Here is a 25,177-nt window from a genome sequence, read left to right on the forward strand (position 1 = left end):
AAGGGAAAGACAATGAAAAACACGATCAAAGGTTTCGCTTTAAGCGCTCTGTGCGTAGCCATTAGCGGTCAGGCGCTGGGACAAGATACTCCCCAACCGGGCGGTGAGATTGTCGTTACCTATCAAAACGATGTGGCAACGCTCGATCCGGCCATCGGCTACGACTGGCAGAACTGGTCGATGATCAAGAGCCTGTTTGATGGCCTGATGGATTACGAGCCGGGTACCACCGAGCTTAAGAACGACCTTGCAGAGCATTACGAGATTTCTGAGGATGGCCTAACCTACACGTTCACGCTGCGTCCAGGGGTCACTTTTCATAACGGTCGTGAAATGACCGCCGCCGACGTTAAGTACTCGCTGGAACGTACTGTTAACCCGCAAACGCAGAGCCCCGGCGCCGGTTTTTTCTCTTCAATTGAGGGCTTCGATGAGGTTTCCAGTGGCGAGGTAACTGAGCTTTCAGGCATATCCACGCCCGACGAGCGGACGGTAGAAATTACCTTAAGTGCGCCCGATGCGACTTTCCTACATGTTATGGCACTGAACTTCGCTTCCGTGGTGCCTCAGGAAGCCGTCGAGGCTGCGGGCCGCGACTTCGGCAAGCAGCCTGTGGGGACTGGTGCATATATGCTTGACGAATGGGCGCTTGGCCAACGGTTAACCTTTGTGAAGAACGAAGACTACTTCCGTGAAGGTATTCCCTACATCGACAAGATCGATTTCGAGATCGGGCAAGAGCCTAACGTCGCCTTGATGCGCCTTCAACGTGGCGAAGTCGATATTGCTGGCGACGGCATACCCCCGGCCCAGTTCCTGCAGTTCCGCGATGATCCCGAGTTTGAGAACCTGATGGTTGTGGGCGATCAACTGCACACCGGCTATATGACGATGAACGTCAATATACCGCCGCTGGATGACGTCAAGGTACGTCAGGCGATCAATATGGCGATCAACAAAGCGCGCATTGTCCGCGTCATCAATGGTCGCGCTACCCCGGCCAACCAGCCGCTGCCACCGGCCATGCCTGGGTACGACGAGAGCTATGAGGGGTACCCATATGATGTCGAGCAGGCACGAGCGTTGCTTGAAGAAGCAGGCTACGGCGATGGCTTCGAGACAGAGTTATTCGTCATGAACACCGACCCGCAGCCGCGTATTGCTCAGGCGATCCAGCAGGACTTGGCACAGATTGGCATCAAGGCTGATATTACGTCACTGGCCCAAGCCAATGTCATTGCCGCTGGTGGCGAGCAAGAACAGGCACCGTTGATCTGGTCAGGCGGCATGGCCTGGATCGCCGACTTCCCTGATCCTTCCAACTTCTGGGGCCCGATTTTAGGTTGCGAAGGGGCGGTACCCGGCGGCTGGAACTGGGCTTGGTACTGCAACGAGGAGCTCGATGCGCGTGCCGATGAAGCCAACGCAATGGTCGATCCTGACCAGCAGGAAGAGCGCGCCGAACTATGGGGAGAAATCTTCACCACCGCGATGGACGATGCGCCTTGGGTGCCAATCTTCAACGAACAACGCTTTACCGTTCACTCAGCGCGTATGGGTGGTGACGATGCACTTTACGTCGACCCAGTCCACGTACCTGTTAACTACGACTACATCTGGGTGAAATGATGTGTGATAACAGACTGGTCAAGACTATTCACAGTCACCATTGCCACCTGGGCTGGGACAACGCCAACACGCCGGTCGCGCACGTCGCGCCCGGTACTACCATGTCATTCGAGTGCAACGACTCCTCAGGCGGGCACTTCACGCCGACATCGGATATTTCGGCAGTGGAAAATATGCCGTTCGACCGCATTAATCCTGTTACAGGGCCGATCTTTATTGACGGTGCTGAACCGGGTGACATTCTGAGCGTCAAGATAAACGAATTTACCCCGTCCGGCTTCGGCTGGACGGCTAACATTCCCGGCTTCGGGCTGCTAGCAGACCAATTCAAGGCGCCAGCGCTGGCATTGTGGCATTACGATACTCAACGAATGACGCCCGCGGCCTTCGGCGAGCATGCCCGCGTACCGCTCAAACCGTTCGCCGGCACCATTGGCGTGGCCCCGGCAGCCGCTGGTAATCACTCTATCGTGCCGCCCCGGCGGGTCGGTGGCAATATGGACATTCGCGATATCGGTGTCGGCACTACACTCTACCTGCCGGTAGAAGTTGCTGGGGCGCTGTTCTCAATTGGCGATACTCATGCCGCCCAGGGTGACGGCGAGGTATGCGGCACAGCGTTGGAAAGTGCCATGGACGTAACGTTGACGCTGGATATTATCAAGCAGACGCCGCTAGCGATGCCGCGCTTTTCCACCCCAGGCCCAGTAACACGCCACTTGGACGGGGCCGGTTACGAGGTCTTTACAGGTATTGGTCCGGACCTCATGGAAGGCGCTCGCCAGGCCTTGAGTGGGGCGATTGAGTGGCTGGTCAAAACCCGTAACATTCCCGCTGAACAAGCCTACATGCTGTGCTCGGTATGTGGTGATCTACGTATCAATGAGATTGTCGATATGCCCAACTGGGTGGTGTCGTTCTACATGCCGCAGATCGTGTTCGAATAGGGGGTTAGTAATGACAACTCAGCTTGGTCAGAACCTCCCTCCCGTCCTGTCCGTCGAGCGCCTGTCGATCGACATTTCGCACGAGCACCATACCCAGCGCGTGGTGGACGACCTGAGCTTCGTGTTACATGCCGGACGCACTCTGTGTATTGCTGGTGAGTCGGGCAGCGGCAAGTCGCTTTCATCGCTGGCGATCATGGGGTTGTTACCTAAGGTGGCTAGGCTGCCCAGCGGGGCTATCATTTACGATGACAAGGATCTGCTGAGTCTCCCCGAAAGGGCGATGCAGCATTTACGCGGGCGTCAGATCGCAATGATTTTCCAAGAGCCGATGACCTCACTTAACCCGCTGATGACGGTAGGACAACAAATTGAGGAGACCGTCCGTCGCCACAAGCTAGCCGAAGGTGGTCAGGCTCACACGCTGGCTCGCGAGATCCTCGACGCAGTTCGCGTACCGCAAGTCGACAAGCGCCTTAGACAACATCCACACGAGTTGTCGGGCGGTATGCGTCAGCGGGTAATGATCGCCATGGCGATGGTTTGCAAACCACGTGTACTGATTGCCGATGAGCCAACCACGGCACTGGATGTGACCATCCAAGCACAAATAATTGAATTGATACGCGAGCTGCAGCGCGAGTTCGACACGGCACTACTGATGATCACCCACGACATGGGCGTGGTTGCACAAGTGGCCGATGAAGTGGTGGTCATGAATCAGGGCATTGTTGAGGAAACGGCGACAGCCCGGCAGCTATTCACCGCGCCCAAAGCGGCCTATACCCGCAAGCTTTTGGCGGCAGTACCGCGCTTGGGCAGTGCGGAAAAACGGACCTCTCAAAAGGAGCAACCGTGCGTGCTTGAGGTGAATAATCTCAATGTACGCTTCCCGGTGAAACGCCGTTCACCGTTTGAAACACGCACCGAGGTGCGCGCGGTGGAAAATGTCAGCTTCTCGCTTCACGCAGGCGAGACGCTGGGTATCGTCGGCGAAAGTGGCTGCGGCAAGTCAACCACCGGTAAAGCGCTGATGAACATGCTTAGCTTTACCGGCAGCGTAAGACTGGATGGACAGGAGCTCAACGGGTTGCGCGGCGCGGCGCTTAAAGCCGTTCGGCGCGATATCCAGATGATCTTTCAAGACCCGTTTGCCGCGCTCAATTCTCGTAAGGCCGTCGGCGATCTTATCGGCGAGCCCCTGCTAGTCCACGGCCTAGCCAATGCTCATGAGCGCCATACTCGGGTTGCAGAGCTGCTTGAACAGGTAGGCCTGCCGGCAGACGTGGCACTACGCTATCCACACCAGTTTTCCGGTGGCCAGCGCCAACGTATTTGTATCGCCCGTGCCCTTGCCCTTAATCCCAAAGTTATCATTGCCGACGAAGCAGTATCGGCACTGGACGTCTCAGTTCAGGCTCAAGTATTGGCGTTGCTGGAGGAGTTGCAGCAGCGTCTGAACCTAAGCTACCTGTTCATTTCCCACGATATGGCGGTTATCGAGCAAATTAGTCATCGCGTGGCGGTCATGTACAGTGGGCGTATCGTCGAGACTGGCAGCTGTGAGCAGGTACTCCATAATCCGCAGCACCCTTACACGCAGCGTCTTCTCGAAGCCGTGCCCATGCCAGATGTGGATATCAAGCGTGACTTCGCTTCGCTCTTGCAGGCGAGCGAAGTACCTGACCCCATCAAACCACGCAACTACCCAACTCAACCGTTAGAGTACACTCAACCACAGGAAGGTCATTTCGTGGCGCTAAGCTAAATGGCTGATGTTTGCGTGGTAGTACCACAACACAACAAGCCGACCCAAGGGTCGGCTTGTTGCTTATTACCACTGACTTTTTCTAAGAACGAGCTGTTTCTAAGAACGAGCGGCGACGCGGGAAAAGTGCGTAATCTAACGCTTAAAGCGCCAGGTCGTACTCAACGATTAGCGGTGCGAACTCGGAGAAGGTCGCATCGTAATCGATCCACGCGTCGACAACGTGGCGGCGGAAGTTGGGGCCGACTAACTGATAGTCGATCCGCCAGCCTTCCTGGCGCTCACGGGGTACGTCTTGGTCAAGCTTCGGCCACCAAGTGTACTCACCTGCATCGCGGTTAATCTCGCGGAAGGTGTCGATAAACCCGGTGGGGCCAAGCACCTGATCCATCCAGGCGCGCTCTTCCGGGCGGAAGCCTGAGGTCAGTTGATTATCCGACCAGTTAGCCAAATCGACAGTTTTATGGGCAATATGCCAGGTACCGCAGAGGATGTATTCGCGGCGTTTGCGCGACATCTTCGTCAGGTACTCCTGATACTGCTCCATAAACGCCTGTTTGGCTTTTTGGTCACTTCCGTCAGGCATCAGGAAGGAGACGATACTGAAGCGTTCATAATCCGCCTGCAGAAAACGTCCTTCATGATCACACTGAGGAAACCCAAGGCCATACATAATCGCCTTGGGAATTTTGCGGCAATAGAGTGCCACACCGGAAAAACCATCCTCTTCGGCATCCAGGAAGTAGCCTTCATAGCCTTCCGGATACAGAATGTGGTCACCCAGTTCAAAACTTTTTGCCTTGATGTTCTGCACGCAGACCACGTCGACATCCTGCTGAGCCAGCCAGTCCAGGAAGCCACGATCGACGGCATCACGAATACCATTGACATTGATGCTGGCAATTTTCATAAATCGTCCCTTTTGCGTCGCTGCTGTATGATACCCGACGTTTAGACGTTTGGGTAAAGGCAGCTAGTAAAACTTGCCATTTACCCCACTTTTATTGTTGCTTTCGTACCGATTTAAACCTACCGCCTAGTGAGGAATGCCGTGGCTACCACTCTACAACCCTACCAGCGCGATTTCATTGCCTTTGCCATTGAGCAAGGCGTGCTTAAGTTTGGTGAGTTTACGCTTAAATCTGGCCGCGCTAGCCCCTACTTTTTCAACGCGGGGCTGTTTCAAACCGGTCGTGCGCTGGCCAAACTGGGGCGTTTTTACGCCCAGGCAATTGTCGATAGCGGCTTAAATGCCGATGTGCTGTTTGGCCCGGCGTACAAAGGCATCCCACTGGCGGCAGTGACGGCAGCAGCCCTGGCAGATCACCACGACCTGGATATGCCTTACGCTTTCAATCGCAAAGAGGCTAAAACCCACGGCGAAGGCGGCAACATAGTAGGCGCACCGCTTTCAGGCGATATTTTGATCATTGATGACGTGATTACCGCGGGCACCGCCATTCGCGAAGTGATGACACTGATTGAGCAAAGCGGCGCCCAGGCCGGGGGCGTAATTATCGCGCTTGATCGCCAGGAGCGCGGCCAGGGCGAGCAGAGTGCGATTCAGGAAGTACAGGCCGAATACGGTATGCCGGTGGTCAGTATCGTCACTTTAGAGCAAGTGCTTACTTACCTTGAAGAGCAAGCCGGTGGCGAAATGCTCGCCTACGCTGAAGCGATCAGGGCCTATCGTGACCGCTATGGGATCGCTAGTTGATTTTAGATCGAACCTGCGCCAGCGAAACCTTGCTGGCGCCACGCTTCGTAGCTCACAATAGCCACGGCGTTGGATAAGTTTAGGCTACGGTTATTGGGCTGCATAGGCAGGCGCAGTTTGTGTTCCGCGGTTAGCGCTTCGTGTACCTGGGGCGAGAGCCCAGCGGTTTCAGAGCCAAACAGCAGCACATCGCCTGGAGCGAAATCGGCATCGCTGTAGGTGCGAGTCCCTTTAGTGGTGATCGCCCAGATGCGCCGCCCCTGCATGGCCTGCTGAAAGGCGTTAAAATCCGCATGGCGAGTCACGTTGTCGAGATCGCGGTAATCCAGCCCGGCGCGGCGCAGCTTTTTCTCTTCCAGGTCGAAGCCAAGTGGCTCAATCAGGTGTAACCGGCAGCCATTGTTGGCCACCAAGCGCATGATATTGCCCGTATTGGGCGCCATACGCGGTTCAAAAAGAGCTACTTCAAACATCGCCACCTGCCTATTGTTTGCCCATTATGCATTGACCAAGCGCCGCCGATTGTAATCGAAATCGCCTAGCAACACTCGCAGAGGATCGCCCACGCCATGACGCCTGCCACGCCAAAGAGCATTCTAAGTCGCATTAAAGGGCTCAACCCGCGCCAGCAGGAAGCCGTGCGCTACATTGATGGCCCTTGCCTAGTGTTGGCGGGCGCAGGTTCCGGTAAAACCAGCGTAATCACCACCAAAATTGCCTATTTGGTGCAAGAGTGCGGGATGAGTGCGCGCAAAATCGCTGCGGTGACCTTTACCAATAAAGCCGCCCGGGAGATGAAAGAGCGCGTCGGCCAGATGCTCCATGGCAAAGAGGGTCACGGGTTAACGGTCTCCACCTTCCACACCCTGGGGCTGAATATTATCCGCGGCGAGCTTAAAACCCTGGGCTACAAGCCGGGTTTTTCGCTGTTTGACCCGGAAGATGCCAAGGCGCTGCTGCGCGATTTAATGAACAAAGACGCTCAGGTGGACGCCGAGCAGATCAACGCCGTGCAGAGCAAAATTTCCACCTGGAAGAACGACTTGGTGCTGCCCAGCGACGCGCTCTCGTTTGCTGCGGATGACGATGATCACTTTGCCGCCCGGGTGTACGAAGCCTACGTACGTCACCTAAAAGCCTACAACGCAGTGGATTTTGACGATCTGATTCTGCTGCCAGTGGTACTGCTGCAACGTGACCCTGAAGCGCTGGAGCGCTGGCGGCGCAAAATCCACTACATGCTGGTGGATGAGTACCAGGACACCAACGTCTCCCAGTACCTGCTGGTGAAACTGCTGATGGCGGAGCGCTCCACGTTTACCGTGGTGGGTGACGACGACCAATCGATCTACGCCTGGCGCGGCGCCCGGCCTGAAAACCTGATTACCCTGGGTGAAGATTTTCCGCGCCTTAAAGTCATCAAGCTGGAGCAGAACTACCGCTCTACCGCCACGATACTGCGCGCCGCCAATACGCTGATCGCCAATAACCCCCACGTTTACGAGAAGACGCTGTGGTCGGATATGGGCGACGGTGCACCGATTCGGGTGATCGTGAATCGCCATGAAGAGGCAGAGTCTGAGCGGGTCGCCAGCGAAATGCTCACTCGGCGCATCAAGGAGAAAGCCGAGTGGCGGGACTTTGCGGTGCTTTATCGGGGCAACTTCCAGGCCCGCTTGTTAGAGCTTAAGTTGCAGCACTACCAGATTCCTTACAAGCTCTCCGGTGGCACGTCGTTTTTCTCGCGCAACGAGATTAAAGACACCATGGCTTACCTGCGCTTGCTGATTAACCCCGCGGACGACAACGCCTTTTTGCGCATTGTGAACGTGCCACGTCGAGAAGTGGGCCCAGGAACCGTCGAGAAACTCGCCAACTACGCCACCGAACGCTCGATATCGCTATTTGCCGCCTGTCACGAGTTAGGGTTAGAACAGGTATTGCCAACCCGAGCGACGGAGCGCTTAAGCCGCTTTACCCACTTTATTGATGGCGTGCGCAAGCGCATGGATCAAGGCGATGCCATTGCCGCCATTCGCGACATGCTGCGGGATATGGATTACGAAGCCTGGCTGTATCAAAACGCCAGCGCGCCCACCGTCGCCGAACGCCGCATGGCCAACGTGTGGATTCTCATCGACCAGCTAGAAAAGTCGCTCAACCGAGAGCCAGAAGACGATACCGACTCCACCGAGACCGAAACCGACGGTGTTCAAGCGGCTATTTCGCGCCTGGTGCTGCGCGATATTCTGGAACAGCAGGCGGAAGAGGATGATTCCGATCGCGTGCAGCTACTCACCATGCACGCCTCAAAAGGCCTGGAGTTTCCGCATGTCTATTTGATGGGCTTAGAGGAGGACCTGCTGCCCCACCGCAACGCCATCGAAGTAGGCACCGTGGAGGAGGAGCGGCGGCTCGCCTACGTAGGCATCACCCGGGCGCGGCGTACGCTGACGTTGACCCTTGCCCGCCAGCGCAAAGCCTACGGTGAACTGATGGACTGCGCACCCAGCCGCTTTTTAGACGAGCTGCCTGGGGAGGATTTGGAGTGGGAAGGTCGTGCGGATAAAGAGGATCCGGATAAGAAACAGGCTCGCGGCAAAGACGCCATTGCCGGGCTGCGCTCGCTGCTGGGGTGATCAAGCGGAAGTTATAAACGCGAGTTTTATAAATGAGGCTTCAAAACAAAAATATCCACAGGGCGATCACTAAAACACCCTGTGGATAAATTTACTAAGCTAAATCAGTGCTGCTTAATCGAACTCATTAATGCTACTGGGCTTGAGCCATTAAATAATCCACAACGGCCATCACTTCTTCGTCAGACAGGTTGGGGTTGCCACCCTTGGCAGGCATAGCGCCCTTACCGTTAATCGCGCTGGCGTAAAGTTCATCAGCCCCTTTCTCTAAACGTGCCGCCCAGGCTTCTGAATCGCCTTTGGTGGGTGCGCCGGCAACGCCATTATCGTGGCACGCCACACAGCCAGAGCTAGCGTAAAGCGCTTCACCGTCTAAATCGCTACCGCCACTCGCTTCTTCAGAGGCGGCCGCGGCTTCTTCACTCTCAGTGCCGTCATTAGCAGCCATATTTTCTTCAGTTGAAGCGGCTTCACCTTCAGTAGCGGCGGCCTCTTCAGTAGCCTCTTCCACCGGTGCTGACTCTTCAGAAGCAGCATCGTCACCACCGCCTAATTCAGGCACTTCCATAACCGGCTCAACCATATAGGCAACCGCTGCTTCCATTTCCTCGTCGGAAAGGTTGGGGTTACCGCCTTTCGCTGGCATGGCGCCAATACCGTTGATAGCGTGGTCTAACAGCGTGGCGAAACCTTGCTCAGTACGTGCAGACCAAGCAGCTTCATCACCACGAATAGGCGCGCCTGCAGCACCCGTTTCATGGCATGCCATACAGATATTGTTGTAGATACCCTCACCGTCTATACCACCACTACTGGCAGAGGCCGCTGGTGCCGCCGCGGTGCCACAGTCTTGGCCTTGTAAACAGAGTTGACCCACCGGCGCCAAACGCTCGGCAATCGCATCACGTGCGGCGTCATCTTGGGCATAAACACTGGATGTGCCCGCCATGAAGCCGAGGGCCGCCAGCCCGCTCATGATCAGCTTAGCTTTCACTCTCACCACCTCTTGAGTATTGTCATAAAACGTTATCCTCAACCCCTGTGCGTGGCAGCGCCAATATTGACGGTGCGCAGCTGAGACGCCAAGACGTGCATATAGAACTAGTATAACGGCAACGCAAAGCGCAAGAAAATGCTACTAAGCGTGCTTATGTGATCCATAGGTACTATCTAAGCCTTATTTTGCTGCTCCGCCCCCCTTGCCACCACCTTTCCACGCTAATAAACGCTGCTGTGCATAGCGCACAAAACCCGCCTCCCGGTAGAGCTGTTTGGCTGGCACATTGGCGTCATCCACCCCCAACATAACTTCCTGCACGCCTGCCTGCTGGGCAAGTTCCAGGGCTTTATTTAACAGCGAACGACCCAAGCCTTTGCCACGCCAATCGGGCGTTAACCCCATTAGCATCAGCTCCCAGCCGCCTTGCGCAGGGCGCGGCGCAAGTAGAAGCACGCCCACTACAACTTCTTGATAGCCAACAGCGTACCAGTGCTGGGGCGCGTGGGAATCCTGTTGATAAAATCCGGCTAATAACTCTTCAACCGAGAGTACGTCGCGCAGGGGACGGCTATCCAGCGAATCCTGCCCCACGGCTGCCAATAGGGCTAGCTGTTCCGACTGAGAAAACTCGCTAAGCGGCTGCAGCGATAACGGGATAGCTTCATGCATCATTAAACGGCGTTTACTGCTGACCGTTAAGTGCTCCAAGCAAGCTAAACGCTGCATTCCATGCTCAACTAACAGCGCTTCTGATGCGGGCGCATGAGGTGAAAGTACCAAGTGGCACAAGCGAATATTGTGGACGTTTACCCATGCATTGGCCGCACGCAATAGGGCGCTAGTATGCACACTCCGTTCGCTGGACAGTTCCTTGGGTAACCATAGCTGCGCCATATTCATGGGCAGAGGTTGTACCCAGATGGCGCTCACCAACTGGCCTGCCTCAATAGTTATCCATAGCCCATCCCACTGGGCATCTGGCTGATTGTACATTGCCTTTACCGCTGCGCTCAGAGCTGCTTGCTGTGCAGGGTCATAGGCGGCTGCAAGCTGGAGCAGTGCTTCGCGCCGCCTTGAGGCTGGGCACTTTATGGCCTGGACGGGTAATTTCTGTTCGGACGTCATTATCTCTCCGCCTGCTCCAACAGCTCAGTAAAGCTAGGAGTGAATAGTTACTCAACTTAAGCGTACGTTAAGTTGCTTCGCCCAGAGTGTCGGAAAACACGATGGAGATCACCCGATGGCTCGCCTACGTTCGCTCCCTACTGCGTTAGCAACGCTGGATTGGCATGAAGCCCTCAATTGGCAGGAAACGGCGGCTCTTCAACAGCTGATTCAGCAACGTTTTGCCCAACAACATAACGCTCATATCCAGCATTTTTTGCCCCGTTTATTTGGGTTATGGCAGGCGGAGCAACCGCAAGCCGCGGTGGGGCTTCGCTTTGCCAACAGCGAGCCATTATTTTTAGAGTGCTATTTGGATGGCCAGGCCGAAGACATTCTCAATCAGCGTTTTCAACAGTCCATTGCCCGTCGGGATATTGCTGAAATTGGTAATTTAGCCAGCTTACGCCCTGGCTTACTGCACCAGCTATTCATCTGTTTAGCGCGCCAGTTGGCAGCAGAAGGCGTTGCTTGGCTACTGTTTACAGCCACCCCGGAAGTCGCCAACGGGCTACGCCGTTTGGGCCTTGAGCCACAGCCTATTTCCCCTGCCGACCCTCACCGCTTAGGCGATCAGTTACACCTTTGGGGCCACTACTATCAGCATCGCCCGTGGGTGATGGCCGGCGATCTTCGCCACGCCATGCACACGCTTCAAACACTGCCAGCCTTTACGGAAATAGCAAGCGAAGAGGTGTTGCATGCACGACTTGCCTAATCCGCTGATGGTACGTATTGCCCATTACGCTCAGCACACCCCACAGCGTATCGCACTTAGTGATGGCTCACAGCCCCTGACCTATGCCGATGTGGTACACCACGTCACCCAACGGCGCCAGCGTTTGCGCGACATCAATGCCTGCCGCATTGCACTAGCTCTGGATAACGGTCTGGAGTGGGCACTATGGGATTTGGCTATGATGGCCGAAGGATGTGTGGCGGTGCCCATCCCTGCCTTTTTTAGCGACCAACAGCGCCGTCATACGGTTCAGCAGGCGGGGCTGGATAGCTGGATTGGCCACGGCAGCGAGCCTTACGGTTTTCAAGCCACCCCCGACTCAGCCATTGCTCAGCGCCGGGTTGATCACCCCCCTGCGTTACACGAAGGCACCACACGCATCACTTTCACTTCAGGCACCAGCGGCACGCCCAAGGGGGTGTGTCTGGATAATACGGCGCTGTTAACCGTTACTGGAAGCCTGGCGGAGGTAGTGGCACCGCTTGATATACGCCGCCACTTAGCCCTGCTGCCCCTCTCAACGTTGCTCGAAAATATCGGTGGGCTTTATCTACCGCTATGGCTGGGTGCCTGCAGCATTTTGCCGGATATGGCCACCTTAGGCTGGCAGGGGGCTAGCGGTTTTAACGCTCAGCTCGCCCTCGACGCCATTGAGCGCTATCAACCCCACAGCATGATTTTGGTTCCTCAACTTCTTCAAGCGTTGGTCAGCCAGTCCACAACGGCGCCCAAGAGCCTGCGCTTTGTGGCCGTGGGCGGCGCGCATGTGGCCAACACTCTGCTCACTCACGCCCGGCGTGGCGGATGGCCTGTCTATGAAGGCTATGGCTTATCTGAAGGCACCTCGGTGGTCTGCCTGAATCGCCCAGGCGAACCAAGCTGCGGCGTTGGTCGCCCGCTGCCCCACATCCAGGTTCGTATTGATAACGATGGCCAGCTGCATATCCGCGGTGCCTTAATGCTTGGTTATGTCGGTGAAGCGCCTTGCGGTGATTGGTATGCCACGGGGGATATCGGTCAGTGGCAAGACAACGCCATCACGCTCAATGGCCGCCAGCGAGAAGTCTTTATTACCGCCTACGGCCGTAACGTTAACCCACAATGGGTAGAAGGCGAGCTCTGCACCCAGTCTGCTATTGCCCAAGCCATGGTGTATGGCGAGGCCCTGCCCGCTAACCGTGCGCTGATCGTACCCGCGACACCCCATATCACCAATGCCCAAATAGACGCTGCCCTCAATGCAGTGAATCGCACGCTACCCGATTACGCCCAAGTGCATGAATGGCAGCGCGCCGCCCCCTTTACGCCCCACAACCAACAACTCACGGCCAACGGCCGCCTACGCCGCGACACCCTGCTAGCCACCTATGGTCACTGGCTAAGGGCCGTCGTGACTGACACACCCAAAGGAGTAACACCATGACTGCCTACCAACAGCTCCAAGACGCCACCCAAGAAGCACGCACCTGGCTACTGACCACTCCTATCGTCAACCGCGCTCTGGAGGGCGATGTCACCCTAGAGGAGTATCTCGCCTTTTTAGGTCAGGCGTATCACCACGTTCGTTTCACCGTGCCGCTTATGATGGCCTGCGGCGCACGGCTGCCCGACCGGCTCGACTGGTTACGCACGGCACTGGTGGAGTATATCGAAGAGGAGCATGGCCATGAAAAATGGATCCTGGACGATATTCGCGCCGCGGGCGGGGATGCGGATGCCGCTGCTAGCGCAGTGCCAGACCCTGCCACCCGGCTTATGGTGGCGTGGATTCGAGATGCGGTAGAGCACGGTAACCCGGTCGCGTTTTTTGGCATGGTGCAGGTGTTAGAAGGCACCAGCACGGCGCTTGCCACCCAGGCAGCCGAGCATTTACAGGCTAGCCTTTCACTGCCCGATAACGCTGTGCGCTACTTAACCTCTCACGGCACTCTGGATATTGGTCATTTGGCTTTTTTTGAAGAACAGATCAATCAGCTAGATGCCGACGACCTAGCCGTGGTGATTGATAGCGCCAATATGTTCTACCGCCTGTATGGGGCAATGTTTAGAGGCATCGAAGCCCGCTGTCAGGGCGGCAGCGCGGAGGAGGAACTTTGTCATGCGCTTGCCTAGCCTGCTTTGGCCAAGAAAAAACAAGCTGCCCGGCGGATGGCCGGGCCAGCGGATTTTAATCACCGGCGCCAGCGGCGGTATTGGTATGGCCCTGGCCGAAGCGCTGGCGCAACGGGGTGCGCACCTACTGGTAAGTGGTCGCCAACAAGATGCGCTGGCTTCGTTAGTCGACCGTTTTCCCAATCACATCACCGCCATTAGCGCTGATTTAACCAACGCCAGTGATCGCAGCCGCTTAGTCAGCGCTGCGCAAGGGGCAGGCTGCCATATGTTGATTAATGCCGCTGGCAGCAACCAGCAGGGCTTCTTCGATTCCACCAGCGACAGCGATATCGAACAGCTGGTGGCGATTAATCTGACCGCCGCCCTGCAGCTGACCCGTGCGCTACTTCCCCAGCTAATGGCTGCCCCCCAGGCGACGATTATTACCATTGGTTCAACGTTCGGGCGGCTGGGCTACCCAGGCCAAGTCACCTACTGCGCAACCAAATTCGCCCTGCACGGGTTTAGCCAAGCACTGCGCCGGGAGCTGGCCGATACTCGTGTGCGGGTGATGTATATCGCCCCACGGGCCACCCGCACCGCTATGAACTCGTCACAAACAGAGGCGCTTAATGCAGCTCTGGGCAATACCATCGACTCTCCTGACGTCGTTGCCCTGGCCATTATTAATGCCGTGGAAGAGCAGCGTGAGGAACTACAAATAGGCCTGCCAGAACGCTTTTTTACCCGCTTGAATATGCTATGGCCAAGCGCTGTTGATCGGGCACTGCTACGCCAATTGCCTGTCATTCGCCGGTTCGTTGTCCCCAAGGAGTCTTCCTTATGATCATGCCAGCTTTCAAAACACTGCGTACTACGCTACTGGCTAGCGCCATTGGCTTGGCAAGCCTGCAGGGGTTCGCTAGCGAGGGCGACAGTGCGACTGCCGCCGCATCGCTTGCCGAGCTACAGCAGCGTTGGGCAGAAATTAACTATACGCTGCCACCCGATGAACAGGCGGCAGCCTTCAGCCGCTTGGGCGACCAGGCTGAGCAGCTCGTAAAACGCTACCCGGACGCCGCCGAGCTGCATATTTGGGCCGGCATTATCCGCTCGACCGAAGCAGGTGCCAGCGGTGGGCTGGGCGCACTGGGGCTGGTAAAACAGGCAAAAAAAGAGCTTGAAACGGCACTGGAATTGAACCCGCTGGCGCTGGATGGTTCGACTTATACCAGCCTGGGCGCGCTCTATTATCAGGTTCCCGGCTGGCCACTTGGCTTTGGCGATGAACAGAAAGCCGAGTGGCATCTGCAAAGAGCCCTTGCGATTAACCCCGAAGGGATCGACAGTCTCTACTTCTGGGGCGACTATTTACATGAACAGGGTCGCGATGAAGAAGCACGCCAAGCGCTGGAACGCGCCTTGATGGCAGCGCCCCGGCCGGGTCGCGAACTGGCAGACAGTGGCCGCCGTGACGACATCCATCAATTGATGTCAGAACTTCAATAGAAAGGAGCCCTATGCGCATTTTGCTGGTAGAGGATGACCCAAGCCTAGCCTCGGGTATCCGCTTGGCTTTGAAGCCCGAGCACTACACCGTGGATCATCTGAGCGACGGAACTACCGCGCTGAATGCGCTGAAAGAGGGAGAACCCTTTGATGCGGTGATTCTCGACCTAGGGCTGCCGCGAATGGACGGTATGGAGGTGCTAAATGCGGTACGCCGCCACGGTAGCCAAGTCCCTATTTTAGTCCTGACTGCCCGCGATGCGGTGGATGACCGCATCGCAGGACTCGACGCGGGTGCCGACGACTATTTAACCAAACCTTTCGAAGTGGCGGAGCTGAAAGCCCGACTGCGCGCCTTGCTAAGACGTAGCCAGGGCCAAGTCAGCAGTATATTGAGCTATCGCGGCATTCGTCTGGATCCCCATACCTTAAACGTTAGCTTTCAAGGGCAAGATATAAGTTTATCGCGACGCGAACTCACACTGTTGCAAGAGTTTATGAGCCACCCTGGCCGAGTATTTACCCGTGATACTTTAGCTCGGCTGGTCTACGGCTGGGATGAAGACGTGGAGAGCAATGCCATTGAGGTTCATATCCATCATATACGTCGCAAGCTATTCACCGACGTTATTCGCACGGTGCGTGGCATTGGCTATGTCATGGATAAGCCGTCAAAGGATGATTCATGACCTCAATTCGACAACGTACCTTGGGGCTGTCGCTACTGGTATTTGGCCTAAGCATGCTGGTCATCGGCTTTGTCAGCTACCGTTATGCCGCCCATGAAATAGAAGAGCTGTACGATGCCAGCTTAGCCCAGAATGCGCGTCTGCTAGAAGGCTTGTTACAGGCGCCGCTGCCAGATACCAACCGCAATGTGTTAATTAACAGCTTAGAGAGCGCATTACAGCGCGCTCGCGAGTCCGATAAACGCTTTGCGGGCCACCGCTACGAAAGCAAATTAGCCTTCCAACTGTGGGAGGACGATCGCCTACTGCTGCGCTCTGCGAGCGCCCCTGAACAGCCCCTTGCTCAGCAGCCCGTCGGCTACTCAACGCTCACCGTGGGGGCACACGATTGGCGAGTGTATGTACTTGAGGTGCCGGACTCATCCAATCGTGTGGTAGTGAGCGAGCGCGAAGACGTTCGCGGGGAACTGATCAGGGCAGTCGCGCTGCGTACGTTACTGCCCGACCTGATTGGCCTGCCGCTACTCACCGCCCTGCTGTGGTGGTCGATTGGCTGGGGCTTGGTACCGCTATCGCGCATGGCCGAGCAAATTCGCAATCGTGATCCGCATAATTTACAGCCCCTCACCCTCAGCCCACTGCCCCAGGAATTAGATACCATCGCAGGTGCGCTCAACCGGCTGTTAGAGCGAATCCGCATAATGCGCGTACGCGAAAAGCGATTTATTGCCGATGCCGCCCATGAATTACGTACCCCCTTAGCAGTGCTTGATCTACACGCCCAAAATGCCCTGACTGCCGACGATATTGAAGACCGTCAGGAGGCGCTCAATCACCTTCGCGGCGGCGTTGCCCGGGCCACCCGCTTGGTTACTCAACTGTTAACTCTCGCGCGTCTGGAGCCTGAAGAGGAGTCGCAGCCTGAATACCGCACTAGCCAGTTGCTTAGTGAAGTGCGTGAGACCTTGGCCAAGCTTTCGCCGCTGGCCGCTGAGCGAGAACAGCAGCTGTTGTTAAATGCGGATGAGCAGGAGAATTGGACAGTGTTAGAAGAACCGGGCGCCATTGAAACCCTGGTACAGAATATTGTCGGCAATGCCATCCAGCACTCCCCTCACCAAAGTGTCATCAGCATTACGCTGACAACGACGCCACAAGGCTTTCAATTAATGGTGGATGACCAGGGCCCTGGGATACCGATCAATGAACGCAAAAAAGTGGTTGAACGCTTTCAGCGTGCAGGCCCTAGTGCGGGTTCAGGCTTAGGCCTTTCTATTGTTGAGCGGCTAGTGACGCGCCATGGCGGCACCCTACAGCTTGATGAAGCTCCAAGCGGAGGGTTGCGCGTACGTATTTATCTTCAGCGCCCAAGAGAAGAATAATATTTTCTTTGCTCCCTAAGCTTCGTTTTATGAATCTCTTAAGGTTGCGGTAAGAATTGCGTGTAACTGTGGAGCAACACGGTAAACCAGATGGTAACGGTTTACCTTTCTCCACAAGGAGGTCCCCTCGATGAACCAAGTGACTTTTGCACCTAAACCCTTAATTCAACTCGGCGCAACCCCACTGCTGACCATGCCTGCAGCCCGGCGGTTACTGCCTACCAGTCCTGCCATGACGGTGCTTACCGACTTTTCCCAAGTCATGCCTCAATCCGTTGATGCCGACACACCTATCGACGAGGCACATCTTAAGATGCGCTATGGCGGCGTACGGATGCTGTTTGTCATGGATAACAAAGCGCACTGTATCGGCGTAATTACCTCAAAAGAAGTGATTGGCTCAAGGCGTATCAACCTGGCCATGCAGCAGCGTAACCTTAGCCGCGAAGAAATTACCGCCGAAATGATTATGACTCCGTGGCATAAGCTGAGTGCCATGCCCGTCTCCCAACTGGCATCATTGACAATTGAAGACCTGGTACTATCGATGGAAGCTTTTACCGATCAACACCTGTTAATTACTGAGCAAAACGATCATCACGAGACTAGGATTCGTGGCATTATTTCAGCAACCGATATACAGAGTGCGGTGGGTAAAGAGATCAATCCGGTGCCCAGAGCAAAAAGCTTTGCCGATATTTGCCACGTTATAACCGGCCACGATCTATAAAGATCTTGTCATTAGCCAATTTAATTTATTCCTAAGAACGCCCCTTATTGATTATTCAATAAGGGGCGTTTTCAGTTTGCTATACAGCGCTTAAAACAACGCGCTATTAATCCAGAGATGCGCGGCAATGCTGCCGATATAACCTAATAAAATAGCCGGCACCCAACGGAGGTGAACGGAAAAAGTATAGATTCCGCGAGCCTGGCCCATAAGGGCAACACCTGCGGCGGAGCCCATCGAGAGCAAACTACCCCCCACGCCCGCGGTTAGAGTGATCAATAGCCAGTTACCCTCAGACATATCGGGGGCCATGGAAAGTACTGCGAACATGACAGGGATGTTATCAACGACTGCCGAGATAAGCCCCAGCACAACGTTAGCCCACACTGGGTCCCAACTACCGTAGAGTGTTTCGGACAGCAGGCTGAGATAACCCATAAACCCAAGGCCTCCCACGCACATCACCACCCCGTAGAAGAACAGCAGCGTATCCCACTCGGAACGCGCAATACGGCTGAAAATATCAAATGGCACCACGCTACCCAGTTGCTCCAACTTCTTCCAATCGCCCCGGCGTGAGTAGCGTTCCCGCTTGCGTTCAAGGGAACGGGGCAGGCTGCGGCGCAGGTAGTAACCAAAGAACTGCAGTAATCCTAAACCAAACATCATGCCCATGGCGGGGGGTAAATACAGCACAGAGTGGCAAAGTACCGAAATGGCCACGGTGAGCAAAAACAGTACGATAATCCGACGCGCGCCACGCTTGAGCCAGACATTTTCTTGTAACGCCGCAGGCTGACGATTAGCAATGAAGAAATTCATGATCAACGCAGGCACCATGAAATTAACTATCGCGGGAACCAGCAGCGCGAAGAAGCCCTCGAACGGCACTTGGCCAGCTTGCCACACCATCAACGTAGTGATATCGCCAAACGGGCTAAAGGCACCGCCTGCGTTGGAAGCCACCACCACATTGACGCAGCAAATGCCGATAAACTTTTTATCCCCTTCGGCCACTTTCAGCACCACAGCACACATCAGCATGGCGGTGGTCATATTGTTGGCGATCGCTGAAATACCAAACGCCATAACGCCGGTAATCCAAAACAGGGTGCGATAGCTGAAGCCTTTACGCACTAGCCAAGAACGCAGCGCATCAAATACCCGGCGCTCTTCCATGGCGTTGATATAGGTCATCGCCACCAGCAAAAACAGCAGCAGCTCGGCGTATTCAAGCAGCGTTTCGCGGAAGGCGGTTTCCGCCTCTTCCGGCATCCCCGCTTGTACATAGACCCAAGCCACTAGCGCCCAAATAAGCCCTGCCGCGACCAGTACAGGCTTAGACTTACGCATGTGCAGTAGCTCTTCACTCATCACCAACGCATAGGCGAGTACGAAGATCACGACAGAAGAGATACCGGCAAGCGTGAGAGTAAGATCGAGGGGTCCGGCGGCAGCATAGACGAGCGAAGGAAAGACAAAAAGCGTGCAGGCGAGCAACAACCAAGCGACCCGGCTAGCATAATGCCGGGTTACGAGGACGTTTGGTGGTTTCATGGCGATGTTATCCAATCAGGGAGAGAAAGACCGCCACGATCATAAGCACCCTATCAACATGCTGCAACGCAACGGCTGCGCATAAGATGCGGCTAATTGCCGCATCTTGTAAAGCGTTTTTATTGGCTTAACTCAATATAAAACCTGACACCTAACTCACTCAACCGTCACACTTTTAGCTAGGTTACGGGGCTGGTCTACATCGGTGCCTTTGAGCACAGCCACGTGGTAACTCAATAGCTGTAGTGGCAGGGTATATAGCAGCGGCGCCAGCGCTTCGTGCACGTGGGGCAGGGTCAGTACGCGAATATCTTCCTGGACGTCGATACCCACGCTCTCATCGGCAAATACAAACAGCTGGCCGCCGCGGGCGCGGACTTCCTGTAGGTTGGATTTAAGCTTTTCAAGCAGGTCATCGTTGGGGGCGACCGAGATCACCGGCATTTCACTGTCCACCAGCGCCAGCGGGCCGTGCTTTAATTCGCCAGCGGGGTACGCCTCAGCGTGAATATAGGAGATCTCTTTGAGTTTTAACGCCCCCTCAAGGGCAATCGGGTATTGAGCCCCGCGTCCCAAGAAGAGTGCATGATGTTTCTCAGCAAACGCTTGGGAAAGCGTTTCGATCTGGCTATCCAACGTTAGCACTCGCTGGCACACTTCTGGCAGCGTGCGCAGCGCGTCGATGATATCCGGGTATTCGACTTGGTTTTTGGCTTTACTCACTGAAAGCGTTAGTAGCATTAACGCCACTAGCTGGGTGGTAAAGGCTTTGGTCGAAGCAACGCCAATTTCAGGGCCAGCACGGGTCATTAACGTGATATCTGATTCACGCACCAGCGAACTACCAGGCACATTACAGATCGCCAGCGAGCCCACATAGTTGAGGGTTTTAGCAAAGCGCAGTGCGGCCAACGTATCGGCGGTTTCGCCAGATTGGGAGAGAGTGACAAATAGTGTGCCTTCGGGTACGACCGGGTGGCGGTAGCGATACTCGGAGGCAACCTCGACCTGCACCGGCACACCCGCATAACGTTCTAGCCAGTAACGTGCCACCAGCCCCGCGTGGTAGCTGGTGCCACAGGCGATGATATGCACGTGGCGAGTACGTTGGAAGAGCGCCTGTGCATCCGGGCCAAAGCTCTCCACTAATACGCTTTGAGCGCTTAGCCGCCCTTCTAATGCTGCCTCAATAACCGTCGGCTGCTCAAAAATTTCCTTGAGCATATAATGGCGATACTCACCCTTACTGGCCGCGCCATCGCCGTGCTCAAAGGTATGAATAGGGCGCTCAACGTCGTTACCGTCGCGATCTACAATACGAATGGCACCCTGCTCACGCAGCTCAACCAAGTCGCCCTCTTCAAGGTAAATAAAGCGATCCGTCACCGGTAGCAGCGCTAGCGGGTCAGAGGCTAAAAAGGCTTCATTAATCCCCACACCAACCACCAGTGGGCTACCCTGGCGAGCACCAACTACGACCCCTGGCTCTTTGGCACTCATTACCCCCAGCGCGTAGGCGCCACCTAAGCCGTTTACGATCTGCTGCGTGGCAGCAAATAAGGTAAGGCCATCGGCCAGCTTTTCGGAAAGTAAGTGAGCAATCACTTCGGTGTCGGTTTCAGAGTTAAACGCATAGCCGTTGCGCTGCAGGTTATTTTTTATCGCCTCGTAGTTCTCAATAATGCCATTGTGAACCACGGCCACCTGGTTTTCCTGAACATGGCTACCACTGTGATGCGGATGTGCGTTGGCTTCAGAGGGTTTCCCGTGAGTTGCCCAGCGAGTGTGCGCGATGCCCGATAAACCCGGCAGCGCGGCTTTATCCAACTCTGCGGCAAGCGCCGCTACTTTTCCAAGCGCACGATGACGGGTTAATACCCCATCACTAAATACCGTCATACCGGCCGAATCGTAGCCGCGATATTCCAGGCGCCTTAGCCCTTCTAATAAAATTTCTTGAACGTTGCGCTGGGCAACGGCAGCTACAATCCCACACATGTTTACTCTCCCAGGTTATTAACCAGAGCACTTCAAAAAGCTACTCAACCAATCCGCATAAAGGTAAATCGACGGCATGGATATATGAATACGGATTTTTAATGATTCTATGAACGATGTTTAGAACTATTTTTAATACTTTTTTAAGTACTATGGTTCTTTACACTTGCTAGGGCGCAGCCAATCAATTTTTTCTAACTGGCGGCCTCGGGTTACCACTAACGCATAGTCGGTGACGTCTTTAGCAATCGTAGAACCAGCCCCGACAGTGGCGCCTTTACCTATCGTAACAGGTGCTACCAACGCCGAGTTAGAGCCAATAAAGGCATTATCGCCAATATCAGTACGGTGTTTATTAGCCCCATCGTAGTTACAGGTAATAGTGCCTGCACCCACATTAACATCCCGGCCTAGACGGGCATCGCCGACGTAGCTTAAGTGATTAATCTTACTGCCCTCTCCCACATCCGCGTTTTTGGTTTCAACAAAATTGCCCACCTTGGCTTTTACCGCCATTCGCGTACCGGGGCGTAACCGCGCGAAAGGGCCAATCTGGTTTAGGCCCGCTGCCACGGTGCCTTCTATTACACTATGGGTATCTATCACGCTTTCTGCACCAATGGTGCTGTTTTTGATCACGCAGTAGGGGCCAACCCGAACCCCTTCGCCTAACTCAACCTCACCTTCAAACACGCAGCCCACATCGATAAATACATCATGCCCGCAGGTTAAACGCCCGCGCACATCGAGCCGTTCAGGGTCAACAAGTGCTACCCCCTGCGCCATCAACTTATCGGCCAACTGGCGTTGATAAACGCGCTCCAAGCGGGCCATTTGCGCTCGGTTATTGACGCCTTCCACTTCTACTGCTGTGTCCGGTTGGGCAGTGCATACCTTGATGCCTTCTGCCGCTGCCATGGCTATTACATCGGTTAGGTAATACTCGCCCTGGGCATTTTCTGCGGAGAGCTGCGGCAACCAGCGTTTAAGCTGGGCACTCGTCATGGCCATAATGCCGGTATTGCATTCAGTGATGGCAAGCTGGGCGCTGCTGGCATCTTTTTGCTCAACAATCGCCACCGCATCGCCTGCATCGTTGCGCTCAATCCGCCCATAGCCGGTAGGGTCGGCTAGCGTTACCGTCAATAGTCCCATGTGCTGCTCATCCACATGGGCCAACAGCTCGCTTAAGGATTCCCGCTGCAGCAGCGGTACATCGCCGTAAAGGATTAACACCTTGCCGCTACCCAGCTGCTCAAGCGCTTGCGCCACCGCGTGCCCGGTGCCTTTCTGCTCGGCCTGTACGGCAAACTGCACGGCATTTCCTGCCAACGCTTCACGCAGCTGTTCAGCGCCATGACCAATCACGACATGAGTGCGATCAGGCTTCAGCCCAGAGGCGGTATCCAGCACATGCTGCACCATAGGCTTGCCCGCCAGGGTGTGAAGCACTTTAGGAATTTGAGAACGCATCCGCGTGCCTTTGCCGGCGGCGAGAATGACAATATCCAGTTCTTGCATACTATTCACCTATTACGGTTGGATCAGCGGGCACTTGGTGGGCTGTGGCGGGGATGTTGGTCGCAGGGGTTCTGCGGTGTTCAATGCCTAATTCATTAACCAGCGTTTCCCCAAAATAATTAACAAATTCCGGGCTAGCAATGCTGCGCCACTGCCCGCCATCGCGCACGAGCAAAAGCACCTTAAGGTTATTATCAATGGCCAGTTGCATCGCTTCCTGTTCGCCAACCACTAGCAGCGCCGTCGCCCAGGCATCCGCCCAAGCATTGGAGGGATGAAAAACCGACACCGAGGCAAGCTGGTGCGTCACCGGTCGACCCGTGCGCGGATCAATGGTGTGAGAAAAGCGCTGGCCATCTACTTCAAAATAGTTGCGGTAATCACCTGAGGTGGCCACCGACATACTCTCTAGCGGGATAATATGCTGAGCACGCTGCTGGCCATTTTCAGGCACCTCAATGCCAATCTTCCAAGGCGTTTGCTCTTCCTCATCACGCAGGCCGCGGGCGATCAGTTCTCCGCCAATATTGACTAAGTAGTGCTCCAGCCCCTGCTGCTCCAGGTAAGCAGCGACCCGGTCAGTTCCATGGCCTTTGGCCACGCCAGAAAGGTCGACGAACACATCGCGGATGCGCCGCGCCTGCATATTTTGAGTATCGACCTCTAAAGCGTCATAACCTACCTGGGCCAACTGTTCGGCAAGAACATCATCGGCAGGTACCTCTTCTGGCCGCGCACCGGGGCCGAAGCTCCACAAATTGACCAGGTCGCCCACGGTAATATCAAAGGCTCCGTGGCTGGCTTCAGCGACGGATTGGCTAATCGCCAATACCTCAATAAGCTCATTGGAGAGGGGCTGCCACTCCTCCAGCGGAGCCTCGTTAAAAGCGATCAGTTCGGCATCATCACGATAGGTGGACATTGCCTGATCAACGTTCTCCAGCTCTGCTTTGAAGCCCTCTTCCAAGTCAAGAGACTCGCCCTGAGTGAGCGGATCCATAATGGTCACCTGATAAAAGGTGCCAAAAATATTGCCATCGAAGCGTACCGGCGATTCCATCGGCCGATCACTCTCTGAGCAACCTGCCACGCCTAACCCCAAACCCAGCAGTGAGCCCGTTACGATCAGTGCACGTCCCCAACTTGCTGTGTGCTCAACAGCCTTTTTCATCGTTGCTTTACCCTAAAAATAAAAGAACCACAGCAGCCAGGCGCCGAACAGCACTCGATATATAACAAAGGGCTGCATTCCTAATTTTTTTATAACCACCAGAAAATAGTGAATACATAAATACGCGCTTATTCCCGATAGCAGGGTACCCGCCAACATCGCGACCCAATCAATCGACTGCGAAGCGCTAAACAATCCTACTGCTTCTAGCCCACCTGCCAGCACAATCACCGGGATTGACAGTAAAAAAGAGAAGCGCGAGGCACCTTCTCGGCTCATCCCTACCATCAGCGCTGCGGTAATGGTAATACCCGAGCGCGAGGTGCCGGGAATCAACGCCAGCGCCTGGGCTCCGCCAATAATCAGCACATCCTTCCAACACAGTTGGTACTCGTTTCGCGTTCCCGCCTTACGCCAATCGGCATACCCCAACAATAGTCCGAAACCAATTAAACTGACGCCGATAATCAGCGTAGAGCGCATAAAGTGAGAAATAACATCGTGCAGTAGCAAACCAATAAGCCCCACAGGGATGGTCGCTAACGTCACCCATAAAGCCAATCGTGCGTCTTCGTTCACCCCTTTACCGCTGATCGCAGCCAGACTGCTCACCACCATCTGCCAAATTTCCTGCCGAAAATAGATAATCACCGCGGAGAGGCTGCCTAAATGCAGGGCAACATCAAAGGCTAGGCCTTGATCTTGCCACTCGGTCAGCACAGGCACCAAGATTAGGTGGGCAGAGCTTGAAACGGGTAAAAATTCTGACACTCCCTGAACTACCGCTAACACCACTACCTGGAGCCAATCCATAAAAAATCCTGTATAGAGAAACAATTTAATGGTTTGCAATGGCGCTTAAGGATACACATCCGCTTATTCGTTGTCCGCCATTGCCTTTGCTGACACTAGCCTGCACTGAC

Annotated in this window: 22 protein-coding genes; 13 read left to right on the plus strand and 9 right to left on the minus strand. The window is 55.1% G+C overall.

Annotation, left to right across the window (positions count from 1 at the left end):
• Window positions 1-12 precede the first annotated feature (12 nt).
• Genes QEN58_RS19160 through QEN58_RS19170 form a run of 3 tightly spaced genes read left to right on the plus strand, consistent with a single transcriptional unit; the run spans window position 13 to window position 4,344 of the window.
• Window positions 13-1,629, plus strand: coding sequence for an ABC transporter substrate-binding protein (locus QEN58_RS19160; protein ID WP_280105171.1), 1,617 nt, complete (start codon window positions 13-15; stop codon window positions 1,627-1,629).
• Window positions 1,629-2,576 (plus strand): acetamidase/formamidase family protein, encoded by a 948-nt coding sequence (locus tag QEN58_RS19165; protein ID WP_280105172.1) that lies wholly within the window; start codon window positions 1,629-1,631, stop codon window positions 2,574-2,576. Before QEN58_RS19160 ends, QEN58_RS19165 begins: the two co-directional genes overlap by 1 nt.
• Window positions 2,577-2,586: 10 nt before the next feature.
• Window positions 2,587-4,344: an ABC transporter ATP-binding protein gene (locus tag QEN58_RS19170; RefSeq protein WP_280105173.1), complete on the plus strand. Its 1,758-nt coding sequence runs from the start codon at window positions 2,587-2,589 to the stop codon at window positions 4,342-4,344.
• Window positions 4,345-4,486: 142 nt separating this feature from the next.
• Here the strand turns inward: QEN58_RS19170 and QEN58_RS19175 are convergent, their stop codons facing one another.
• A complete protein-coding gene (locus QEN58_RS19175) occupies window positions 4,487-5,254 on the minus strand; it encodes an exodeoxyribonuclease III (RefSeq protein ID WP_009286323.1) in 768 nt (255 codons plus the stop codon).
• 141 nt (window positions 5,255-5,395) lie between these two features.
• Between QEN58_RS19175 and pyrE the strand changes: the two genes are divergently transcribed.
• A complete protein-coding gene (gene pyrE, locus QEN58_RS19180; RefSeq protein ID WP_280105174.1) occupies window positions 5,396-6,061 on the plus strand; it encodes an orotate phosphoribosyltransferase in 666 nt (221 codons plus the stop codon).
• 2 nt (window positions 6,062-6,063) lie between these two features.
• Here the strand turns inward: pyrE and QEN58_RS19185 are convergent, their stop codons facing one another.
• The gene (locus QEN58_RS19185) at window positions 6,064-6,534 is read right to left on the minus strand and encodes a tRNA (cytidine(34)-2'-O)-methyltransferase (RefSeq protein ID WP_280105175.1); all 471 of its coding nucleotides are present in this window, start codon (window positions 6,532-6,534) and stop codon (window positions 6,064-6,066) included.
• Between the two features lie 96 nt (window positions 6,535-6,630).
• Between QEN58_RS19185 and rep the strand changes: the two genes are divergently transcribed.
• Complete coding sequence (rep, locus tag QEN58_RS19190; protein ID WP_280105176.1) at window positions 6,631-8,700, plus strand: DNA helicase Rep; 2,070 nt, start codon at window positions 6,631-6,633, stop codon at window positions 8,698-8,700.
• Between the two features lie 133 nt (window positions 8,701-8,833).
• Here the strand turns inward: rep and QEN58_RS19195 are convergent, their stop codons facing one another.
• Together QEN58_RS19195 and QEN58_RS19200 are read right to left on the minus strand one after the other, a co-directional pair.
• Window positions 8,834-9,694, minus strand: coding sequence for a c-type cytochrome (locus tag QEN58_RS19195; RefSeq protein WP_280105177.1), 861 nt, complete (start codon window positions 9,692-9,694; stop codon window positions 8,834-8,836).
• Window positions 9,695-9,877: 183 nt separating this feature from the next.
• The gene (locus QEN58_RS19200) at window positions 9,878-10,825 is read right to left on the minus strand and encodes a GNAT family N-acetyltransferase (protein ID WP_280105178.1); all 948 of its coding nucleotides are present in this window, start codon (window positions 10,823-10,825) and stop codon (window positions 9,878-9,880) included.
• Window positions 10,826-10,940: 115 nt separating this feature from the next.
• On the opposite strand from QEN58_RS19200, the gene QEN58_RS19205 reads away from it, so the two are divergent.
• The 8 genes from QEN58_RS19205 (at window position 10,941) to QEN58_RS19240 (ending at window position 18,007) form a co-directional block, all read left to right on the plus strand.
• The gene (locus QEN58_RS19205; RefSeq protein ID WP_280105179.1) at window positions 10,941-11,582 is read left to right on the plus strand and encodes a thermostable hemolysin; all 642 of its coding nucleotides are present in this window, start codon (window positions 10,941-10,943) and stop codon (window positions 11,580-11,582) included.
• The gene (locus QEN58_RS19210) at window positions 11,566-13,026 is read left to right on the plus strand and encodes an AMP-binding protein (protein ID WP_280105180.1); all 1,461 of its coding nucleotides are present in this window, start codon (window positions 11,566-11,568) and stop codon (window positions 13,024-13,026) included. Before QEN58_RS19205 ends, QEN58_RS19210 begins: the two co-directional genes overlap by 17 nt.
• Window positions 13,023-13,715 carry an iron-containing redox enzyme family protein gene (locus QEN58_RS19215; protein WP_280105181.1) on the plus strand — a complete coding sequence of 231 codons (693 nt, stop codon included), beginning with the start codon at window positions 13,023-13,025 and terminating at the stop codon, window positions 13,713-13,715. Before QEN58_RS19210 ends, QEN58_RS19215 begins: the two co-directional genes overlap by 4 nt.
• The gene (locus QEN58_RS19220; RefSeq protein ID WP_280105182.1) at window positions 13,702-14,544 is read left to right on the plus strand and encodes an SDR family oxidoreductase; all 843 of its coding nucleotides are present in this window, start codon (window positions 13,702-13,704) and stop codon (window positions 14,542-14,544) included. Before QEN58_RS19215 ends, QEN58_RS19220 begins: the two co-directional genes overlap by 14 nt.
• Window positions 14,541-15,206, plus strand: coding sequence for a hypothetical protein (locus QEN58_RS19225; RefSeq protein ID WP_280105183.1), 666 nt, complete (start codon window positions 14,541-14,543; stop codon window positions 15,204-15,206). The genes QEN58_RS19220 and QEN58_RS19225 overlap by 4 nt, the downstream gene beginning before the upstream one ends.
• 11 nt (window positions 15,207-15,217) lie before the next feature.
• Window positions 15,218-15,895, plus strand: coding sequence for a response regulator transcription factor (locus tag QEN58_RS19230; RefSeq protein WP_280105184.1), 678 nt, complete (start codon window positions 15,218-15,220; stop codon window positions 15,893-15,895).
• Entirely contained in the window at window positions 15,892-17,277 is a 1,386-nt protein-coding gene (locus tag QEN58_RS19235; RefSeq protein WP_280105185.1) for an ATP-binding protein, read from the plus strand. Before QEN58_RS19230 ends, QEN58_RS19235 begins: the two co-directional genes overlap by 4 nt.
• Window positions 17,278-17,407: 130 nt before the next feature.
• A complete protein-coding gene (locus QEN58_RS19240) occupies window positions 17,408-18,007 on the plus strand; it encodes a CBS domain-containing protein (RefSeq protein ID WP_280105186.1) in 600 nt (199 codons plus the stop codon).
• A 90-nt stretch (window positions 18,008-18,097) separates the two neighbouring features.
• On the opposite strand, the gene nhaD is transcribed toward QEN58_RS19240, so the two are convergent.
• The 5 genes from nhaD to QEN58_RS19265 form a co-directional block, all read right to left on the minus strand.
• Entirely contained in the window at window positions 18,098-19,564 is a 1,467-nt protein-coding gene (nhaD, locus tag QEN58_RS19245; RefSeq protein ID WP_280105187.1) for a sodium:proton antiporter NhaD, read from the minus strand.
• A gap of 156 nt (window positions 19,565-19,720) precedes the next feature.
• The gene (glmS, locus tag QEN58_RS19250; protein ID WP_280105188.1) at window positions 19,721-21,562 is read right to left on the minus strand and encodes a glutamine--fructose-6-phosphate transaminase (isomerizing); all 1,842 of its coding nucleotides are present in this window, start codon (window positions 21,560-21,562) and stop codon (window positions 19,721-19,723) included.
• A gap of 150 nt (window positions 21,563-21,712) precedes the next feature.
• Entirely contained in the window at window positions 21,713-23,083 is a 1,371-nt protein-coding gene (gene glmU / locus QEN58_RS19255; protein ID WP_280105189.1) for a bifunctional UDP-N-acetylglucosamine diphosphorylase/glucosamine-1-phosphate N-acetyltransferase GlmU, read from the minus strand.
• Between the two features lies 1 nt (window position 23,084).
• Window positions 23,085-24,254, minus strand: a complete 1,170-nt coding sequence (locus tag QEN58_RS19260; protein WP_280105190.1) for an FAD:protein FMN transferase — start codon at window positions 24,252-24,254, stop codon at window positions 23,085-23,087.
• Window positions 24,255-24,266: 12 nt separating this feature from the next.
• Window positions 24,267-25,067: an undecaprenyl-diphosphate phosphatase gene (locus QEN58_RS19265; protein WP_280105191.1), complete on the minus strand. Its 801-nt coding sequence runs from the start codon at window positions 25,065-25,067 to the stop codon at window positions 24,267-24,269.
• Between the last annotated feature and the right edge of the window lie 110 nt (window positions 25,068-25,177).

It is taken from the genome of Halomonas alkaliantarctica (assembly GCF_029854215.1).
GTDB lineage: Bacteria > Pseudomonadota > Gammaproteobacteria > Pseudomonadales > Halomonadaceae > Vreelandella > Vreelandella alkaliantarctica_A.

Coding starts and splice junctions, on each gene's coding strand:
- QEN58_RS19230 (WP_280105184.1), top strand. CDS start 15,218: ATGCGCATTTTGCTGGTAGAGGATGACCCAAGCCTAGCCTCGGGTATC.
- QEN58_RS19215 (WP_280105181.1), top strand. CDS start 13,023: ATGACTGCCTACCAACAGCTCCAAGACGCCACCCAAGAAGCACGCACC.
- QEN58_RS19185 (WP_280105175.1), bottom strand. CDS start 6,534: ATGTTTGAAGTAGCTCTTTTTGAACCGCGTATGGCGCCCAATACGGGC.
- glmU (WP_280105189.1), bottom strand. CDS start 23,083: ATGCAAGAACTGGATATTGTCATTCTCGCCGCCGGCAAAGGCACGCGG.
- QEN58_RS19170 (WP_280105173.1), top strand. CDS start 2,587: ATGACAACTCAGCTTGGTCAGAACCTCCCTCCCGTCCTGTCCGTCGAG.
- QEN58_RS19240 (WP_280105186.1), top strand. CDS start 17,408: ATGAACCAAGTGACTTTTGCACCTAAACCCTTAATTCAACTCGGCGCA.
- QEN58_RS19235 (WP_280105185.1), top strand. CDS start 15,892: ATGACCTCAATTCGACAACGTACCTTGGGGCTGTCGCTACTGGTATTT.
- glmS (WP_280105188.1), bottom strand. CDS start 21,562: ATGTGTGGGATTGTAGCTGCCGTTGCCCAGCGCAACGTTCAAGAAATT.
- QEN58_RS19205 (WP_280105179.1), top strand. CDS start 10,941: ATGGCTCGCCTACGTTCGCTCCCTACTGCGTTAGCAACGCTGGATTGG.
- QEN58_RS19265 (WP_280105191.1), bottom strand. CDS start 25,067: ATGGATTGGCTCCAGGTAGTGGTGTTAGCGGTAGTTCAGGGAGTGTCA.
- QEN58_RS19225 (WP_280105183.1), top strand. CDS start 14,541: ATGATCATGCCAGCTTTCAAAACACTGCGTACTACGCTACTGGCTAGC.
- QEN58_RS19160 (WP_280105171.1), top strand. CDS start 13: ATGAAAAACACGATCAAAGGTTTCGCTTTAAGCGCTCTGTGCGTAGCC.
- QEN58_RS19260 (WP_280105190.1), bottom strand. CDS start 24,254: ATGAAAAAGGCTGTTGAGCACACAGCAAGTTGGGGACGTGCACTGATC.
- QEN58_RS19220 (WP_280105182.1), top strand. CDS start 13,702: ATGCGCTTGCCTAGCCTGCTTTGGCCAAGAAAAAACAAGCTGCCCGGC.
- QEN58_RS19175 (WP_009286323.1), bottom strand. CDS start 5,254: ATGAAAATTGCCAGCATCAATGTCAATGGTATTCGTGATGCCGTCGAT.
- QEN58_RS19165 (WP_280105172.1), top strand. CDS start 1,629: ATGTGTGATAACAGACTGGTCAAGACTATTCACAGTCACCATTGCCAC.
- QEN58_RS19210 (WP_280105180.1), top strand. CDS start 11,566: ATGCACGACTTGCCTAATCCGCTGATGGTACGTATTGCCCATTACGCT.
- rep (WP_280105176.1), top strand. CDS start 6,631: ATGACGCCTGCCACGCCAAAGAGCATTCTAAGTCGCATTAAAGGGCTC.
- nhaD (WP_280105187.1), bottom strand. CDS start 19,564: ATGAAACCACCAAACGTCCTCGTAACCCGGCATTATGCTAGCCGGGTC.
- QEN58_RS19200 (WP_280105178.1), bottom strand. CDS start 10,825: ATGACGTCCGAACAGAAATTACCCGTCCAGGCCATAAAGTGCCCAGCC.